Origin of the sequence: Pedobacter arcticus A12, from assembly GCF_000302595.1 — a bacterium.
GTDB lineage: Bacteria > Bacteroidota > Bacteroidia > Sphingobacteriales > Sphingobacteriaceae > Pseudopedobacter > Pseudopedobacter arcticus.
Map to the genome: position 1 here is coordinate 1 of NZ_JH947126.1, position 16,149 is coordinate 16,149.

General features: G+C 36.1%; 19 protein-coding genes. 11 read left to right on the forward strand and 8 right to left on the reverse strand.

Features of this window, described 5'->3' with window-relative positions:
* Positions 1–114: 114 nt before the first annotated feature.
* From B176_RS21585 to B176_RS0106890, 4 genes are all read right to left on the reverse strand, one after another.
* Positions 115–279, reverse strand: a complete 165-nt coding sequence (locus tag B176_RS21585) for an IS3 family transposase (RefSeq protein WP_394330187.1) — start codon at positions 277–279, stop codon at positions 115–117.
* 751 nt (positions 280–1,030) lie between these two features.
* Entirely contained in the window at positions 1,031–1,189 is a 159-nt protein-coding gene (locus B176_RS20915; protein ID WP_017258057.1) for a hypothetical protein, read from the reverse strand.
* A gap of 100 nt (positions 1,190–1,289) precedes the next feature.
* Complete coding sequence (locus B176_RS0106885; protein ID WP_154647923.1) at positions 1,290–1,706, reverse strand: hypothetical protein; 417 nt, start codon at positions 1,704–1,706, stop codon at positions 1,290–1,292.
* Between the two features lie 130 nt (positions 1,707–1,836).
* Entirely contained in the window at positions 1,837–2,244 is a 408-nt protein-coding gene (locus tag B176_RS0106890; RefSeq protein ID WP_017258059.1) for a GNAT family N-acetyltransferase, read from the reverse strand.
* A 665-nt stretch (positions 2,245–2,909) separates the two neighbouring features.
* Between B176_RS0106890 and B176_RS0106895 the strand changes: the two genes are divergently transcribed.
* Positions 2,910–4,151, forward strand: a complete 1,242-nt coding sequence (locus B176_RS0106895; protein WP_017258060.1) for a DEAD/DEAH box helicase — start codon at positions 2,910–2,912, stop codon at positions 4,149–4,151.
* Here B176_RS0106895 and B176_RS0106900 read toward each other — a convergent pair.
* Complete coding sequence (locus B176_RS0106900; protein WP_026063203.1) at positions 4,141–4,530, reverse strand: acyl-CoA thioesterase; 390 nt, start codon at positions 4,528–4,530, stop codon at positions 4,141–4,143. The genes B176_RS0106895 and B176_RS0106900 overlap by 11 nt on opposite strands.
* A gap of 450 nt (positions 4,531–4,980) precedes the next feature.
* Between B176_RS0106900 and B176_RS0106905 the strand changes: the two genes are divergently transcribed.
* Genes B176_RS0106905 through B176_RS0106930 form a run of 6 tightly spaced genes read left to right on the forward strand, consistent with a single transcriptional unit; the run spans position 4,981 to position 9,824 of the window.
* A complete protein-coding gene (locus tag B176_RS0106905; RefSeq protein WP_017258062.1) occupies positions 4,981–5,556 on the forward strand; it encodes a UbiX family flavin prenyltransferase in 576 nt (191 codons plus the stop codon).
* Positions 5,557–5,588: 32 nt separating this feature from the next.
* Positions 5,589–6,908 carry a tRNA (N(6)-L-threonylcarbamoyladenosine(37)-C(2))-methylthiotransferase MtaB gene (mtaB, locus tag B176_RS0106910; protein ID WP_017258063.1) on the forward strand — a complete coding sequence of 440 codons (1,320 nt, stop codon included), beginning with the start codon at positions 5,589–5,591 and terminating at the stop codon, positions 6,906–6,908.
* A 9-nt stretch (positions 6,909–6,917) separates the two neighbouring features.
* Positions 6,918–8,081: a prolipoprotein diacylglyceryl transferase gene (locus B176_RS0106915; protein WP_017258064.1), complete on the forward strand. Its 1,164-nt coding sequence runs from the start codon at positions 6,918–6,920 to the stop codon at positions 8,079–8,081.
* Entirely contained in the window at positions 8,082–8,543 is a 462-nt protein-coding gene (locus B176_RS0106920) for a GtrA family protein (protein ID WP_017258065.1), read from the forward strand.
* A complete protein-coding gene (locus tag B176_RS0106925) occupies positions 8,544–9,338 on the forward strand; it encodes an inositol monophosphatase family protein (protein WP_017258066.1) in 795 nt (264 codons plus the stop codon).
* Positions 9,339–9,341: 3 nt separating this feature from the next.
* Positions 9,342–9,824: a heme-binding domain-containing protein gene (locus B176_RS0106930; RefSeq protein WP_017258067.1), complete on the forward strand. Its 483-nt coding sequence runs from the start codon at positions 9,342–9,344 to the stop codon at positions 9,822–9,824.
* 121 nt (positions 9,825–9,945) lie between these two features.
* Here the strand turns inward: B176_RS0106930 and B176_RS0106935 are convergent, their stop codons facing one another.
* Positions 9,946–10,263: a hypothetical protein gene (locus tag B176_RS0106935; RefSeq protein WP_017258068.1), complete on the reverse strand. Its 318-nt coding sequence runs from the start codon at positions 10,261–10,263 to the stop codon at positions 9,946–9,948.
* Between the two features lie 529 nt (positions 10,264–10,792).
* Between B176_RS0106935 and B176_RS0106940 the strand changes: the two genes are divergently transcribed.
* From B176_RS0106940 to B176_RS0106950, 3 genes are all read left to right on the forward strand, one after another.
* Positions 10,793–11,494 (forward strand): ATP-dependent Clp protease proteolytic subunit, encoded by a 702-nt coding sequence (locus B176_RS0106940; protein WP_017258069.1) that lies wholly within the window; start codon positions 10,793–10,795, stop codon positions 11,492–11,494.
* 3 nt (positions 11,495–11,497) lie between these two features.
* Positions 11,498–12,739, forward strand: coding sequence for an ATP-dependent Clp protease ATP-binding subunit ClpX (gene clpX / locus B176_RS0106945; protein ID WP_017258070.1), 1,242 nt, complete (start codon positions 11,498–11,500; stop codon positions 12,737–12,739).
* Between the two features lie 206 nt (positions 12,740–12,945).
* Positions 12,946–13,800 carry an AMP nucleosidase gene (locus B176_RS0106950; RefSeq protein WP_017258071.1) on the forward strand — a complete coding sequence of 285 codons (855 nt, stop codon included), beginning with the start codon at positions 12,946–12,948 and terminating at the stop codon, positions 13,798–13,800.
* A gap of 55 nt (positions 13,801–13,855) precedes the next feature.
* Here the strand turns inward: B176_RS0106950 and B176_RS0106955 are convergent, their stop codons facing one another.
* A complete protein-coding gene (locus B176_RS0106955; protein WP_017258072.1) occupies positions 13,856–14,326 on the reverse strand; it encodes a hypothetical protein in 471 nt (156 codons plus the stop codon).
* Positions 14,327–14,545: 219 nt separating this feature from the next.
* Positions 14,546–15,004: a type I restriction enzyme HsdR N-terminal domain-containing protein gene (locus B176_RS0106960; protein ID WP_017258073.1), complete on the reverse strand. Its 459-nt coding sequence runs from the start codon at positions 15,002–15,004 to the stop codon at positions 14,546–14,548.
* A 69-nt stretch (positions 15,005–15,073) separates the two neighbouring features.
* On the opposite strand from B176_RS0106960, the gene holA reads away from it, so the two are divergent.
* Entirely contained in the window at positions 15,074–16,078 is a 1,005-nt protein-coding gene (gene holA, locus B176_RS0106965) for a DNA polymerase III subunit delta (protein WP_017258074.1), read from the forward strand.
* Positions 16,079–16,149 lie beyond the last annotated feature (71 nt).

The following is a 16,149-nucleotide window of genomic DNA, read 5'->3' on the forward strand; positions in this document are numbered from 1 at the left end:
GACGGCGGTAATGCCAGCCCCCCATCATAACTGATGGGGGGCTTTTTTTGTGCACTTTTTTTAGGGGAAGGGCAATACCTGTCACAGGATATCCCGAAAAAAGTGAACAAAATCTCAAAGAGGTTTAGCAGCATTAGTTAAATTGTTAATTGTTGCTTTATTATATTCGGGGATTATGAGATTATTTAGATGTCTGTGTCTCCTTTTGGTATTGTAGAATGTTTCGATGTATTCAAATATCGATAATTTTGCTTCGTTCCTTGTCTGATTTTCTATGATAAATCAATTCTGTTTTTAAGGTCTTGAAAAAGCTTTCTGTTACAGCGTTATCCCAATAGTTTCCCTTTTCCCTTTCTGCTCATACTCCTTATGATGTTTTTATTGTTCGATAATACATCTGTAAAATCTTTACAAGCGTATTGTAGACCTCTGTCGGTATGAAAATAATCGGTTGGTACTTGTCTATAGTCCCGTTTAATTTGATCGTATTAAAAGCAGGAATCTAGTTTCTACAGCTTTCATAGTATGACTGAGTGCCCATCCAATTAATTTCCTATCAAATAGATCTATTACCGTTGTTAGGTTTAGCCATCCTTGGGCCGTTGCTATCTAAGTGATATGAGAATGCTTCAGGGCCAATTCCCGCTCACCTAAGTTGAGGTTCTCCAGAACCGCATCTAGCGTTATACCGTTTAGTAACATCATAAAGGACTGATGATCTTACCTGAACTATTTCTACCTCTGACTGGTTCTTTGTTACACCATAACATGATTCAGTTCTGATGTAAAGGGTAGTGTAATCCTGGAACCATCTACGGCAAGTATTCTGACACCGTTTAAAAGTATCAATGATTTATTCTCATCGGTATAAAAGTTCTCAATCACTACTGATGATAAATGACTGAAGACCATAGGATTTATCTTTTTTGTGTTCTGGATAAATGCACTTCAGGTAAAGTGCTTTATGCTTTTTAATGGAAAACGTTCGTTTAAACAACGTACAAACCTATCTATTTCAATTGCAAGATTCCTACGCAACAAATTGAACATGAAAAGCAACGTAGCGCTGAATGGCTGTTTTCTGTTTCTGGTAAAATACTGTTTTTTCATCTTGAAGGGTTGCGCAAGTTCCTCGCTGAATATAACTTCCCTCAATTTTTCTACAATTAAAAAGATATTCTTTTTTCATTTTAACTGTCTGATTATGAGTTAAATATAAGAAAACATAATCACAATAACAAGTTGATTTACTGATAATCAATTGGTTATTCCCTTAACTTACTAAACCACTATGCACTGAAAGTGCATAGTGGTTTAGTTTGATTACTGTTAATTATTTGAGTTATTTCTAAATAATACAAATCATCACCTGCCATTTGAGGACTCATGTTCTCGTCAGCATTAAACTTTTTTAGCTGTCCGCTAATCTTGACATTTGTTCCTTCTTTACGGAATTCTCTTGGTATATCGCAAGTCAATCCAATTATTTGAGAGTCTATATTTCCCGCTAGAGTAGTGTTTATACGAACACCATATCTGTTATATTTTTGATAATAGATAACTATTGCCGTTTGAGTGTTTATAGTGCTAACAGCCATTCTATTTATTGAGCAAAAATTATCCTCAGATTCTTTTTTACAATTACTAAAATTAAACATTGATATAATTAGGAAGAAATACAATAGAGGTATATTTAAATTTTTCATGATAGTGTTTTAATTAATTTACAACTATTTTAATTCAATTCTTTTTAAGTGATTAGCGAAGTTCCTAGCAGTTATTAACCTATAAGCGCTTCGCTCCGTAAATTTGCAAACCTGTTTTAGGGCAGGCTTTCTAGTGTTCATGTCCCTGATAAATCCACATTGGTTTTGTTTCCCCTGCATTTTTAAATCCGCTTTTTTCGTAAAAATCTATTGCTTTTCCGTTAGCAACTAAAATTTGTTGATGAAAATCTGCGTATTTTTCTTGAATTTTTTTTAAGATAAGTTTACCAACTCCTTTTCCCTGAAAGTCGGGATGTATAATTAGGTGAGGATAATAAACAACCAAATGCCCGTCTGAAATTGCGTTTCCTAATCCAATAAGTTTTTCATTGTACCAAGCCGTCACAAAGGAATGAGAGTTTAATAAAGCTTTGTAAAGCAGTTCTGGCTTGTCAGCAGAAGACCACTTATTCGCTTTATAAATTTCAATGATGTCCCCTTGTTTGACGTTTTTGGTTTCTTTTATTATAAAGTTCATTCGCGGTTTAATTTGGTTTAAAACCCCGCTAACTTACTTACGCAAGTCCTTCATATTATGCTACAAAATCCTGTTGCACAAAGTACAGTCTCATACGCATTCATTCTTCAATACTGCTCTATATAAACTTTTGTTTGATTCGTTTTTTTTCTCGTTAGGTCTTTCTAGAGTTAAATTTAGCATAAAAATTTTAAATAAATAAACTAATATTTAAATAAAAATAAAACAAATACAGCTAATAGCTATTGAAAAGTTAGATTGATTTTGTTTTAATTAAATAAAAAAACCTTATCTATTGACTTAGAAGGTCATTTTTATCTAAACAGATTTCCCAGTGCGCAGATCTAGCATGCAAATAGATTTACACTAACTCGTAGATTCAGTTTTAAAAAACATCTTTAACCATAATAAGTATAAATTTGCAAAAGGGATAGAAGGTAAGCTCCTATTTGGAGCTGTGTTTGCATTTTTGCAAATACCGGAGCATAGCGCAGTACCGCATAGCCCGCTGTTGTTTTACAACATTTGCCCTCAGTAAGTAAGAAGTTAAAAGTGGAAACTCAAAAAGTCAATAGTTTTTCGCAGTATTCAAATAAAAACGGCTGACTTTATGACGTTTAATTATTTAAAGTATATTTGTGACTATACATAATAAACCACAATTTTTGAAGTTCGAAGATTTTAATTTTGTTCCTTCTTTACAAGAAGGACTTGACACCATGGGGTTTACAAAACCTACCCCGATACAACAAGAAGCTATCCCGCATATTTTAGCTGGTAAAGATATAATCGCCTGCGCACAAACAGGTACTGGTAAAACTGGAGCTTATCTATTGCCCTTGCTACATAAAATAGAGGAGGAAGATAAGAGCGTAATTGATACACTTATTCTATCGCCAACAAGGGAACTGGCCTTGCAAATTGACCAACAGATTATGGGTTTGGCCTATTTCACCGGTTGTACTTCTATAGCCGTTTATGGTGGAGGCGATGGTTTTAGTTACGAGCAACAAAAGCGTTCGTTAACAGACGGTGTAAATATTATTGTAGCCACACCCGGTCGCTTAATCGCACATTTAACATCGGGTACAATTGATTTAAAGCATTTAAAACATTTAGTTTTAGATGAAGCCGACAGAATGTTGGATATGGGTTTTTACGAAGATATTGTAAGAATCATCAGTTATCTGCCAGAAAAACGGCAAAATCTGCTATTTTCTGCAACCATGCCTCCAAAAATCCGTTCATTATCCAAAAAGATTTTGGTTGATCCGGTTGAGGTGAGTATTGCAATTTCTAAACCATCTGCTGGGATTTTGCAACAGGCTTATTTGGCTTTTGATGAGCAAAAATTGGCTTTGCTTACAGCAATATTGAGTAACGCTGATTATAAAAGTGTAATTGTTTTTGCATCAAGAAAAGAAATTGTTAAAAAGCTTAACTCTACGCTAAACCGTAAAGGAATACCCTCAGAAGCATTCCATTCTGATTTGGAACAGGGCGAACGCGAAGATATAATGATGCGCTTTAAAGGTAAAAAACTGGCAGTGTTGATTGGTACCGATGTAATTTCTCGTGGAATTGATGTGGAAGGAATTAGTTTGGTAGTTAATTATGATGTTCCGCCAGATCCAGAAGATTATATTCACCGGATTGGAAGAACTGCAAGAGCAGAAACTACAGGGACAGCAATTACCTTTATTAACGAAAAAGACCAACAAAAATTTGGACGAATTGAAGCGTTAATAGGCAACGAGGTTGTAAAAATGCCATTGCCAGAAGGTTTTGAAATCGGCCCCGTTTACCAGCCTTCTGTACGCCCCAAGAAAACTTTTAGTCCCGATTGGAAAAAGAAAAAGTCTCAGCCACAACATAAAAGGCCACCACATAAAAAAGCTAATCCTTAAAGCGATCTTGCGAATAAGTAATTTCTGTTTTTCCGTGAGGTACGGGATTAAAATTATCGTCGATATTCACAAAAACTATTTTGTTAATGGTTAAAATACTCTGACGGGTAATTTTATTACGTACTTCACAGGTTAGCGTAATTGAAGTGTTGCCAAAACTTGTAGCCATTAAACCCATTTCTATAATGTCGCCCAGCGTTGCAGAGCTTACGAAGTTAATCTCAGACATATATTTAGTCACCACTTTATTATTGCCTAATTGGCAAATGGTGTAAATTGCTGCTTCCTCATCAATCCATTTTAATAAGCTGCCACCAAACAATGTACCATTAGGGTTTAAGTCTTCAGGCTTTACCCATTTTCGGGTATGAAAATTCATTTTGTTCATTTTTCTGATATTATTTTTCGAGAAAAAAGCTTCGCGAAATATGTTATTCGATAAATTGTAGTGCAAATATCGTAAAAACGTGGATAAGCGAGAGTGGCCTTTGCCAAAATCAGGATGTGTACATACACATACCGATTTATCGTTGAGAGATAAAATTTCTTTATAAAATAAAGTAGTAATTAAAATTATTCATGTGTGCGTGTTTGTTTCTTTTCGAGATATTTTGAAGCGGTAAAACGTATAATTATTAAGAGTACGGTCTGTATCAGCAGATTTTTTTTTATTTTTTTTCGAATAAGTTTGTTTAAACAACTAAAATGTTTCTATATTTGTAATGCCCTCCCAAAGGGCATGTTTTTCATAGGTAGATGTAGGGTCGAATATTTATATTCGGCCCTTTTTTGTTTTGCAACCTTTTAGTCTTTATTTTGTTTGAATAATATGGAAAAGAAGAAATTAGTAGTAGCAATTACTGGCGCAAGTGGTTCAATTTACGCTAAATTGTTATTGCAGAAATTGAGAAGTCTAGAAAATCAGGTAGCTGAGGTAGGTGTAGTGATGTCCGATAATGCAAAAGACGTATGGCGTTTTGAGCTTGGCGATGAATCTTTTAAAGATTTTCCATTTCATTTTTACGATAAAAATGACTTTATGGCTCCATTTGCTTCTGGCTCTGCAAAATATGACACCATGTTGATTATACCTTGTTCTATGGGAACTTTAGGGAGAATTGCTAACGGTATTTCTAACGATTTAACGACCAGAACAGCAGATGTGATATTGAAAGAAAGGCGTAAATTGATTTTAGTAGCTAGAGATACGCCTTTGAGCCTAATCCACATTAACAATATGAAAACAGTAACAGAAGCCGGGGGAATTATCTGTCCGGCTGTTCCATCTTTTTACAGCAGGCCAAAAACCATCGAAGAAGTGGCAGCGACCGTTGTAGATAGAGTACTGGATTTAGCGGGATTTGTGACCAATAGCTATCAGTGGGGTAAAAGTGAAGCACTTTAGCGCAAATTTTATATCTTTGCGATCAATTTATTATGAATAAAAAAGTAGCATTTTACACCCTTGGCTGTAAGCTAAATTACTCCGAAACTTCTACCATAGGCAGACAGTTCAATCAGGCGGGTTTTGATACCGTTGATTTTACCGATACCGCTGATGTTTATATTATAAATACCTGCTCTGTAACGGATAACGCTGATAAAAAATGCCGGAAGGTTGTTAAAGAAGCACTTAAACATTCGCCTAACGCTTACGTAACTATTGTAGGTTGTTATGCGCAATTAAAACCTCAAGAAATTGCCAATATTGAAGGCGTAGATATGGTTTTAGGCGCAGCCGAAAAATTCAGAATTGTTGAGTTTATCAGCGATTTAACAAAATCCCCCAAAGCGGTTATTCATAATAGTCCAATTGCAGAAGCTACACAATTTGTTGCTTCCCACTCATTTGGCGATCGTACCCGTACCTTTTTAAAAGTGCAGGACGGCTGTGATTATTCCTGTACTTTTTGTACCATTCCACTAGCTAGAGGCGAAAGCCGTAGTGATACCATTGAGAATATTGTGCAACAGGCAGAAGAAATTGCAGCTTCGGGCATTAAAGAAATTGTGTTGACCGGTGTAAATATTGGCGATTTTGGATTGCGAGATGGGAAAAGGGAAGATAAGTTTTTGGATTTGGTAAAAGCCTTGGATAAAGTTGAAGGCATTAACAGAATCAGAATCTCGTCCATCGAACCAAATTTGTTAACCAATGAAATTATAGAATTTGTAGCGCAATCAGATCGCTTTGTGCCTCATTTCCATATCCCTTTACAATCCGGCTCCGATAAGATTTTGGGTTTAATGCGGAGAAGGTATAAAAGAGATTTATACGTTGATCGGGTAAATACCATTAAAACTTTAATGCCGGATTGCTGTATCGGGGTTGATGTTATTGTTGGTTTCCCCGGAGAAACCCGCGAAGACTTTATAGATACCTATAACTTTTTAAACGAACTGAACATCTCATACCTCCATGTGTTTACCTACTCGGAAAGAGAAAATACACCGGCTATTGATATGGAAGGTGCTGTTCCTGGTTCGCAAAGAGCAGATCGCAGTAAAATGCTGCATATCCTTTCGGAAAAGAAAAGAAGGGCATTTTACGAAACCCAGATTGGTAAATATGAAGATGTGCTTTTTGAAGCAGACCATAAAGAAGGATATATGCATGGTTTTACCAAAAACTATGTAAAAGTAAAAGCTAAGTATGATCCTGTAATGGTAAACGAAATAAAAGCCGTAAAATTAGATGCGATATTGCCTGATGGAGACATGAGCGTAATTGAAGCTGTTGAGCTATTAAAACATTAAAAAAGACTTATGTTCCCAACCTTATCACACCTTATCGATTATCTTTTTGGCATTAACATTCCTTTGCCCATCCAAACTTTTGGTTTTTTTGTTGCAATGGCTTTTATTGCCGGTTACTGGGGTTTTTCTGAAGAATTAAAACGCAGAGAAAAATTAGGCCAAGTGCATCCCGTAAAACGTACAGTGATTATTGGTGCACCCGCAACTACCACAGAGCTTATTTTGAACGGACTTTTTGGATTCATCATTGGCTACAAAATTATTTACGGTCTTTTAAACTATACCGCTTTTGTGGATGATCCGCAGGGGTTTATCCTTTCTACAGACGGGAACTTTTTTGGCGGGCTTTTATTAGCTGGTGTATTTGCTTATTGGGCTTACCGCGATAAAAAGAAAACCCAGTTACCACAGCCTAAAACAGTTACAGAGGTTGTTCATCCCTACCAGATGATGGGCACTTTTATAGCTTATGCAGCAATTGCAGGGATTATTGGTGCTAAAGTTTTTGATAATTTGGAGTATTGGGATAGGTTTATGCAAGATCCCATCCAAAACCTGTTGTCTTTTAGTGGCTTAACATTTTACGGAGGCTTAATCTGCGGCGCTTTTGCAGTGCTTTACATTTCAGGTAAAAACGGAATTAAGGCTATTCACATGGCAGATGTATCTGGTCCGGGATTGATGTTGGCTTATGGCGTAGGTAGAATTGGTTGCCAGTTAGCTGGTGATGGAGACTGGGGCATAAACAATACCAATCCAAAACCAAACTGGCTTTCTTGGGCACCAGATTGGGTGTGGTCTTTCAAATATCCGCACAATGTAATTAATGAAGGAATTGCTATTCCCGGTTGCGAGGGCAAATTTTGTCATGAATTGGCAGTAGCCGTTTACCCAACTCCGCTTTACGAAGCGGTTGCCTGTATTTTATTGTTTTTCTTTTTATGGAGCATCCGTAAAAAAATTACAACGCCAGGTGTTTTGTTTTCTATTTATTTAATATTGAATGGTTTAGAGCGATTCTTTGTAGAATTAATTAGGGTAAACTCTAAATACCACGTTGGTTCGTTCGCCTTTACACAGGCCGAGTTGATCTCAACGTTATTGGTTTTAGGTGGATTAACAGGAATTGTAGTTTTTACAGCAAACCACAAAAAGCGAAAGGATATCGCTTAAATGGATTCTGAATTAACCAACGAAACAAATTATTTATACCGTATTGTTAATAGTAAAGTAATCAGGTTTTTTTTATCAGCAGGTGTAGCTACACTGGTTGATGTGCTTATTTACTTCGGCGTTATAAATTACATTTTAAATTACCAAAGAATTGATCTGGGCGGTTACAGTTCCAGTGCCCATAATTTTTCGCTCTGTATTTCGTACTCAAGCGAGGTAGTGGTTAACTTTTTGTTAACCAAATATGCAGTATTTAGCGAATCGAATATAGCAGGCAGAAAGCAGTTTCGCAGATTTGCACTCATTGCTTTTTTAGGTTTTTTTGCAAACTACGCACTGTTAAGATTTTTTGTAGAAATAGTCGGTTTTTATCCTACACCTTCACGAATTGTATCTGCTTTAAGCTTGGGCGTCGCCAGTTATTACGTTCACAAACTGTTCACCTTTAAAATAAAAGAATAAATGAATTACGAAGCTTTATGTAATGAGGTAATCATCGTCGCTAAAAAAGCAGGTACTTTTATCCTCAACGAAGCCAAAAACTTTAGTGCTTCAAAAATTGAGTATAAAGGTTTAAATGACATGGTTTCTTATGTGGATAAAACTGCGGAACAAATGATTGTAGACCAGCTTTCTCAGCTTTTGCCAGAGTCTGGCTTTATAGCAGAAGAAGGTACTTCCAACAAAACAGGTGAAACCTATAATTGGATTATTGATCCTTTAGATGGTACTACAAATTTTATACATGGCATTCCGGCTTTTGCGGTAAGTATTGCGCTTAAAAAAGATAATGAGTTGGTGGTAGGTGTGGTTTATGAAATCAACCAAGACGAGTGTTTTTACGCTTGGAAAGATAGCAAGGCTTATTTAAACGGAAATGAAATCCATGTTTCTGATAACGAAGCCCTCTCAACCAGTTTGGTAGCAACAGGCTTTCCGTATTACGATTTTAAAAGGCAAGCTAATTATATGAATCTGTTTAGTGATGTAATGCAAAAATGCCATGGCTTACGCCGGATTGGTGCTGCATCTGTAGATATGGTTTACACTGCTTGTGGTAGGTTTGATGCGTATTTTGAATATAATTTGAAAGCTTGGGATGTTGCAGCGGGTATTTTGATTGTTAAGCAGGCAGGAGGGGAATGTTTTGATTTTGTGGGTGGAGATGATATGTTGGGTAGTGGCGACATTGTAGCAACCAACGGAAAAGTTTCTGCAGAACTGAATCAGATTATCCATCATCATTTTAACAGCTAAGCAATGTCTAAAAAGATTTTGATGGTCATTGCGGCAATATTGGTAATTATCCAGTTTTTTCATCCAGCAAAAAACATAGAAGCAACAGAACAGGTAAATTCCATTACCACCAAATATAACGTTCCGGATACGGTAGCAAGTATATTGGCGGTAGCTTGTGCCGATTGCCATTCTAACAATACAAAATATCCTTGGTACAGCAATATCCAACCCGTTGCTTGGTGGTTAGCAAGCCATGTGAATGATGGTAAAAAACATTTTAATTTAGATGAGTTTACAAAGTACAGCCTAAAAAGACAGGATCATAAACTGGAAGAGCTGGTTGAGTCTCAAAAGGATCATTGGATGCCTTTAGAATCTTATTCGGTAATCCATACTGATGCAAAATTATCAGAAAAGCAACGAAAAGTTTTGATTGATTGGGCAAACGAAACCCGGAAAATTATCCAAGCGGACAGTTTATTCGCGTCTTCGGCAAAGAAATAAATCTATCTGTAGCCACGCGAGGTGCAACGTTTTGGTCTTTTGTAGTTTTTCTAAATGAGATTTTAAAAACCTATTGCGATCAATAGGTTTAACTTACTTTTCATAAAAATCTCACGAATCTTTAAACAGCTTCGTTCGTTACTTTAACCGCACTGTTCAAAGCCCTCAATAAAGCCTCTTTATATTTAACAAAATTAGCTTCACGATCTGCTTCTTCACTTAATTTTAGCGCTCGTTTAACAATTTTTACCTGCTCTAACTCGTTTTGGTACAAACCAGTAAAAGCTTCTGGGTTTTTGTTTTTTAATATTCTAACAGAATGAGAATATTGCTCAAATATATCTGTGATAACAGTAAGACTTTTATCATCGTAATTTTTTAAAGCACTAACCTTTGTTGCTAGCTTTTCAAGCTTTCCTCTTTCTTTTGCGTAACCCATATTTTGGCGAAGATACGGTTTTTAGACATTATTTATCCCGCAATTTGGTATAAGTGTTTACAATGGTATGCCGATAAATTACATAGAGTCCATTATTTAATTTCACAATCAATCATTATAATGTGTTATTATTTATGTTTTTAGCTTTAGGCTTTGTGCATTCTGCTTTTAGCCTTTATGTAAAATAAGATGCTACTCTATTGCGTTAGGGATTGAAATGGATACCGGCCTGTGGCTAATGCCTTGTGGCGTATGAATGCAAAGCCCGACCGTTTTTACGGGAACGCCCTAAACAATGTTTAAAGTAGAAAGTGAAAAGGAAAAAGCGAAAAGTACATGATGCTGGTTTGAGATTCTATCATTCAATATTCTATCATTCTGTCCTTACAGTCATTCAAAATTATCTCACTCACTCAAAATTATTACCTCAAAATCATTACCGTAAAAAAACAATGCGTTAACAATTAACGTTGATAAGAAAGATAAAATTTTAATACATTAGCAGAGTAAAAAAGCAAAACGTTTAGATATGAATATTGATAAAAGCGAATTCCGTAAATATGCCGTAAAACACCATAGAATTGGTGGTTTACATGTTGACAAATACATAAACCAAACCGAAGGAATTTTGCGCCCAAGCGGAATGACGCCTTATATTATTGAAGAGCGCCAGTTGAACGTTGCGCAAATGGACGTCTTTTCGCGTTTGATGATGGATAGAATTATTTTTTTAGGTGATGCTATCTATGATCAAAACGCGAACATCATTCAGGCGCAACTATTGTTTTTACAGTCCGCTGATGCTAAAAGAGATATTCAGATTTATATCAACTCGCCAGGGGGTTCTGTATATGCAGGTTTGGGTATTTATGATACCATGCAGTACATTTCGCCAGATGTAGCCACTATTTGTACAGGTATGGCGGCATCTATGGGTGCGGTAATTATGTGTGCAGGTACAAAAGGTAAAAGAGCAGCGTTGCCACATGCTAGAATTATGATTCACCAGCCCTCTGGCGGTGCGCAAGGCGTAGCATCTGACATGGAGATTAACTTACGTGAGATGCTGAAGTTAAAAAAAGAGCTTTATGATATTATTGCAAAGCACTCTGGACAGTCTTACGATTGGGTTGAGAAAGCGTCAGACAGAGATTACTGGATGAAAGCAGATGAAGCCAAAGAATATGGCATGGTTGATGAGATTTTGGAACCGAATAAAGAAAAGAAATAAAAAATGAGTAAGAGCGTAAAAGATATTAAATGTTCTTTTTGTGGAGCGGGAAAGCAGGATAGCTTAATGCTGATTGCTGGTTTGGATGCCCATATTTGTGATAAATGTGTGCAACAGGCCAATGAAATTTTGGGCGAGGAGTTGAGCCTAAAGAAAGGGAAGAATATAAATTCTGTCCTTACGCTGTTAAAGCCTTTGGAAATTAAAAACCATTTAGACCAATATGTAATTGGGCAGGATGATGCGAAAAAAGTACTTGCCGTAGCGGTTTACAACCACTACAAGCGTTTAAACCAAAAAATCACCAAGGACGAGGTGGAGATTGAAAAATCTAACATTATGATGGTGGGTGAAACCGGTACTGGTAAAACTTTATTGGCTAAAACCATTGCCAAGGTTTTAAACGTTCCGTTTTGTATTTGCGATGCTACTGTTTTAACAGAGGCTGGCTATGTAGGTGAGGATGTGGAAAGTATTTTAACCCGTTTGTTACAAGCCGCAGATTATGACGTAAACGCTGCTGAACGGGGTATAGTTTATATTGATGAGGTGGATAAAGTTGCCCGTAAGAGCGACAACCCGTCGATCACTCGTGATGTTTCTGGCGAGGGTGTACAACAGGCTTTGTTGAAAATTTTGGAAGGTACTATTGTTAACGTTCCACCACAGGGAGGAAGAAAACACCCTGATCAAAAAATGATTCCGGTAAACACCAATAATATTTTGTTTATCTGTGGAGGTGCTTTTGATGGTATTGAAAAGAAAATTGCAAATCGTTTGAGAACACAAACGGTAGGTTATAAAGTTAAGTCTGATGACGGAGAGGTAGATTTGAAAAACCTTTATAAGTATATTACGCCATTAGATTTAAAATCTTTTGGGATGATTCCGGAATTGATTGGTCGTGTACCCGTGATTACGCATTTGAATCCATTAGATCGTGAAACTTTGTTGAGCATTTTGACCGAGCCTAAAAATTCATTGATGAAGCAATACCAAAAACTTTTTGAATATGAAGATATTGCTTTAGAATTTAAGAGTGATGTTTATGAGTTTATTGTAGATAAAGCAATGGAATTTAAGTTAGGTGCCAGAGGTTTACGTTCTATTTGCGAAGCGATTATGATTGATGCCATGTTTGAAATCCCATCTCAGAAGACCAAGACGAAAAAATTGGTCATTGATTTGGCTTATGCCCGAGAGCAGTTTGAAAAATCGGATATTAAGAAACTGAAAGTAGCTTAATGCTATGAGGAGCCTCTCGATTTTTTCGAGAGGCTTTTTTGTTTATAGCGCTTTTTTTAGGTGCTTGCGTCTTGAAAACTAAAACTAACTGTTAAGTAATAAAATCAACATGTTTACTTTATACAGAATTAATTCGCGATATTGAACTTTGCGCAACAGTTTTAAGTACATGACTTTATGTATTGCGTTAAATAAATCTATTGATTATGAATGAAGAGAAAGATATAAAAAAGAAACCGGTGAACACGCCGGATAAGGAAGTTAAAAGTCCAATTAAAAAAGGTTTAAAATCTAAAGAAGATATTGTTGCCAACTGGTTGCCACGTTACACCGGAAGACCCTTATCAGAGTTTGGCGAATATATTCTGCTTACAAATTTTTCAAAATACGTTCAGCTTTTTTCCGAATGGCATGATAATGCTCCAATTTATGGCTTAGATAAACCTATGCAAAGCGTTACTGCAAAGGGAATTACCATCATAAATTTCGGAATGGGAAGTCCTTTGGCAGCTACCATGATGGACTTACTAACAGCTATTGAGACCAAAGCCGTTTTGTTTTTAGGTAAGTGTGGTGGTTTGAAAAAGAAGAATGAAATTGGGGATTTGATTTTACCGATTGCAGCGATCAGGGGCGAGGGAACATCAAATGATTATTTACACCCTGAGGTGCCCGCATTGCCTGCATTTGCTCTGCAGAAAGCAATATCAACCACAATTAGAGATCATTCTAGAGATTACTGGACGGGTACTGTTTACACAACCAATAGAAGGGTTTGGGAACATGATAAGGAATTTAAAAAGTATTTAAAAGAGCTAAGGGCAATGGCGGTTGATATGGAAACTGCTACTGTATTTGTGACGGGTTTTGCCAACAAAATTCCTACTGGTGCTTTGTTGTTAGTGTCTGACCAGCCTATGATTCCAGAAGGTGTTAAAACTGCTGAAACAGATGGCAGTAAAACATCTGCAAAACATGTAGAATCTCACCTAAAAATCGGGATTGACTCACTTATGCAGTTGATCAATAACGGTAAAACGGTGAAGCACTTAAAGTTCTAGAATATGCTTTATAACGAAAAAAGCTGTGGTCATTTTTTGATCACAGCTTTTTCTTTTAGGCAGCTACAGCGTTTGCTTTAATCTGTTTAATCCGCTGACGTAAAAATTCTTTGATTTCCCAGCGTTTCTGCTTGTTAGCCACTTCGTTTAGTGGTAAAATAATTTTTTCTTGCTCTTTTGTACTCAAAATAATTTCAGAGAATCGAGTTTCGAAATTGTCAAGCCCATCAAACCGTAAACGTATTTCGTCGGTTGACCTACTTTGCTTGAACAAGATTTCTTCATTATCCATAAAAATATACTGGCCCGTCGATTCTTTAAACAGCTGGTATAGACTTAAAACAGCAAATAAAGCACAAACGGACGAAATGAGATAGGCGTTAACAGGCGTAATGGCTTGGTAATACTTAAGGACGAATGAAAGTAAGGTGAGGCCACTAGCGGTTGTTAGAATAGTAATAAGATGATTTTTGGATAAAAGACAATTATCACATTTAAGGTAAAAAGTGTTTTCTGTTTTCATCATTTAAGGTTTGGTGTTTTTCTTTTTACGAAAGCCCAAACATAAAGTTACAGCTTTTTTTTATAATCACTTAATAGGTAGTTAGTTCAGTAGATTTATTTTTAACCTTGATTTGTAAATTGTGATATTATATCCTAATGAATCGTTGAAGAATAGTTTTATGCTGCACTATTAAAGGGTGAGTGTAGCTGAAATTACTTTACAGATTTGATGATAATAAACTTAACATTTTATGCATTCTGGCAGTTCTTTCAAAAATTGATAGCTGTTTTTTTTATAATCCATAACGCAGTAATAATGTTGTAAGCCATTGGTAATGACCAAGTATTTTACTTTGTGCACCATGTTATAGCGGGCGGCTTGTTCAAAAACGTCTTGCGTAATTTTTATCGATGTGGCTTTGCATTCCACTAAAATATGGGCCTCTCCACTTTTATCGAATACTAAAATATCTGTGCGTCTTTGGAGTTTATTCAATTTTAAACCACCTTCAAGTTTGATAAGTGTTTTAGGATATTTTTTTTGGATGATTAGAAACTGCACAAAATGCTGGCGTACCCATTCCTCGGGAGTTAACACTAAATATTTTTTCCTAAGTTCATCAAAAATGAAAACGATACTTTCTTTTTGCGTTAATTTAAAAGCATAAGGAGGAAGATTAAGCGCAACGGGTTTAAACATTGTGCTAAAATAGCTTAGAATTTTCAACATTCTGATTTTTGAAAGCTAATATTTATAATTTAGCAGAACATGACAGCTGCAGATATTATCAAAGACATAAAAGCCCGAAAGCTAAAGCCTATTTATTTGTTGCATGGCGATGAAAGCTATTATATAGATTTGATTAGCGACTGCTTGGAAGAAAACGTTTTGTCTGATGCGGAAAAAGGTTTTAATCAAACGGTGCTGTATGGTAAGGATACGGAAATGATGACCGTGTTAAATGCTGCTAAACGGTATCCAATGATGAGTGATTATCAGTTGGTATTGGTTAAGGAAGCACAGGAGCTGAAGATTGATAAAGCGCCCGAACAGTTTCAGGCGTATTGCGAGAACCCTTTAAAAAGTACCATTTTAGTGCTTGGCCATAAATACGGTAAGTTTGATAAGCGCAAAAAGGTTTATAAGGTTTTAGAAAAAAACGGACTTGTGTTCGAATCGGCAAGTATTTACGACAATAAAGTGCCAGCTTGGATTGATGATTTCATTAAAAGTAGGGGACACCATATTAACCCAAAAGCTTCGGCTTTGTTGGCCGAATATTTAGGAAATGATCTGAGTAAAGTTGCCAATGAGCTCGATAAATTAATGCTAAACGTAGCAAAAGGGCAGGAAATCGGTACAAAAGAAGTGCAAGACAATATTGGAATCAGTAAAGAATACAATGTTTTCGAATTACAGAACGCTTTAGCTCGCAAAGATGTATTTAAAGCCAACCAGATTATTAATTATTTTGAAGCAAATCCGAAAGCAAACCCATTTGTACTAATTATAGGAAACCTAAGCGGCTGGTTTACTAAAATTTTGAAATATCATTACGTAACAGATAAATCCCAAGCGGCAAGAGAATTAGGTGTTAACCCTTACTTTTTGAAAGATTATGAGCTGGCAGCAAGAAACTATAGCTTGGGAAAAACTTTTGAGGTCGTTTCGTTATTAAGAGAATATGATTTAAAATCAAAAGGAGTAGACAGTACAGGTAATACCGAACCAGGCGATTTGTTAAAGGAGCTGATTTTTAAAATAGTTCATTAGTTGATTAGGTTTTTAGTTGGCTTGTTTGTTAGTTAGGTTGTTAGCTTATCATGTGTCAGGCTTATTTCGTT

Coding starts and splice junctions, on each gene's coding strand:
- B176_RS20915 (WP_017258057.1), bottom strand. CDS start 1,189: ATGAAAAAAGAATATCTTTTTAATTGTAGAAAAATTGAGGGAAGTTAT.
- B176_RS0106885 (WP_154647923.1), bottom strand. CDS start 1,706: ATGAAAAATTTAAATATACCTCTATTGTATTTCTTCCTAATTATATCA.
- B176_RS0106890 (WP_017258059.1), bottom strand. CDS start 2,244: ATGAACTTTATAATAAAAGAAACCAAAAACGTCAAACAAGGGGACATC.
- B176_RS0106900 (WP_026063203.1), bottom strand. CDS start 4,530: ATGAATTTTCATACCCGAAAATGGGTAAAGCCTGAAGACTTAAACCCT.
- B176_RS0106905 (WP_017258062.1), top strand. CDS start 4,981: ATGGAAAAGAAGAAATTAGTAGTAGCAATTACTGGCGCAAGTGGTTCA.
- mtaB (WP_017258063.1), top strand. CDS start 5,589: ATGAATAAAAAAGTAGCATTTTACACCCTTGGCTGTAAGCTAAATTAC.
- B176_RS0106915 (WP_017258064.1), top strand. CDS start 6,918: ATGTTCCCAACCTTATCACACCTTATCGATTATCTTTTTGGCATTAAC.
- B176_RS0106920 (WP_017258065.1), top strand. CDS start 8,082: ATGGATTCTGAATTAACCAACGAAACAAATTATTTATACCGTATTGTT.
- B176_RS0106925 (WP_017258066.1), top strand. CDS start 8,544: ATGAATTACGAAGCTTTATGTAATGAGGTAATCATCGTCGCTAAAAAA.
- B176_RS0106930 (WP_017258067.1), top strand. CDS start 9,342: ATGTCTAAAAAGATTTTGATGGTCATTGCGGCAATATTGGTAATTATC.
- B176_RS0106935 (WP_017258068.1), bottom strand. CDS start 10,263: ATGGGTTACGCAAAAGAAAGAGGAAAGCTTGAAAAGCTAGCAACAAAG.
- B176_RS0106940 (WP_017258069.1), top strand. CDS start 10,793: ATGAATATTGATAAAAGCGAATTCCGTAAATATGCCGTAAAACACCAT.
- clpX (WP_017258070.1), top strand. CDS start 11,498: ATGAGTAAGAGCGTAAAAGATATTAAATGTTCTTTTTGTGGAGCGGGA.
- B176_RS0106950 (WP_017258071.1), top strand. CDS start 12,946: ATGAATGAAGAGAAAGATATAAAAAAGAAACCGGTGAACACGCCGGAT.
- B176_RS0106955 (WP_017258072.1), bottom strand. CDS start 14,326: ATGATGAAAACAGAAAACACTTTTTACCTTAAATGTGATAATTGTCTT.
- B176_RS0106960 (WP_017258073.1), bottom strand. CDS start 15,004: ATGTTTAAACCCGTTGCGCTTAATCTTCCTCCTTATGCTTTTAAATTA.
- holA (WP_017258074.1), top strand. CDS start 15,074: ATGACAGCTGCAGATATTATCAAAGACATAAAAGCCCGAAAGCTAAAG.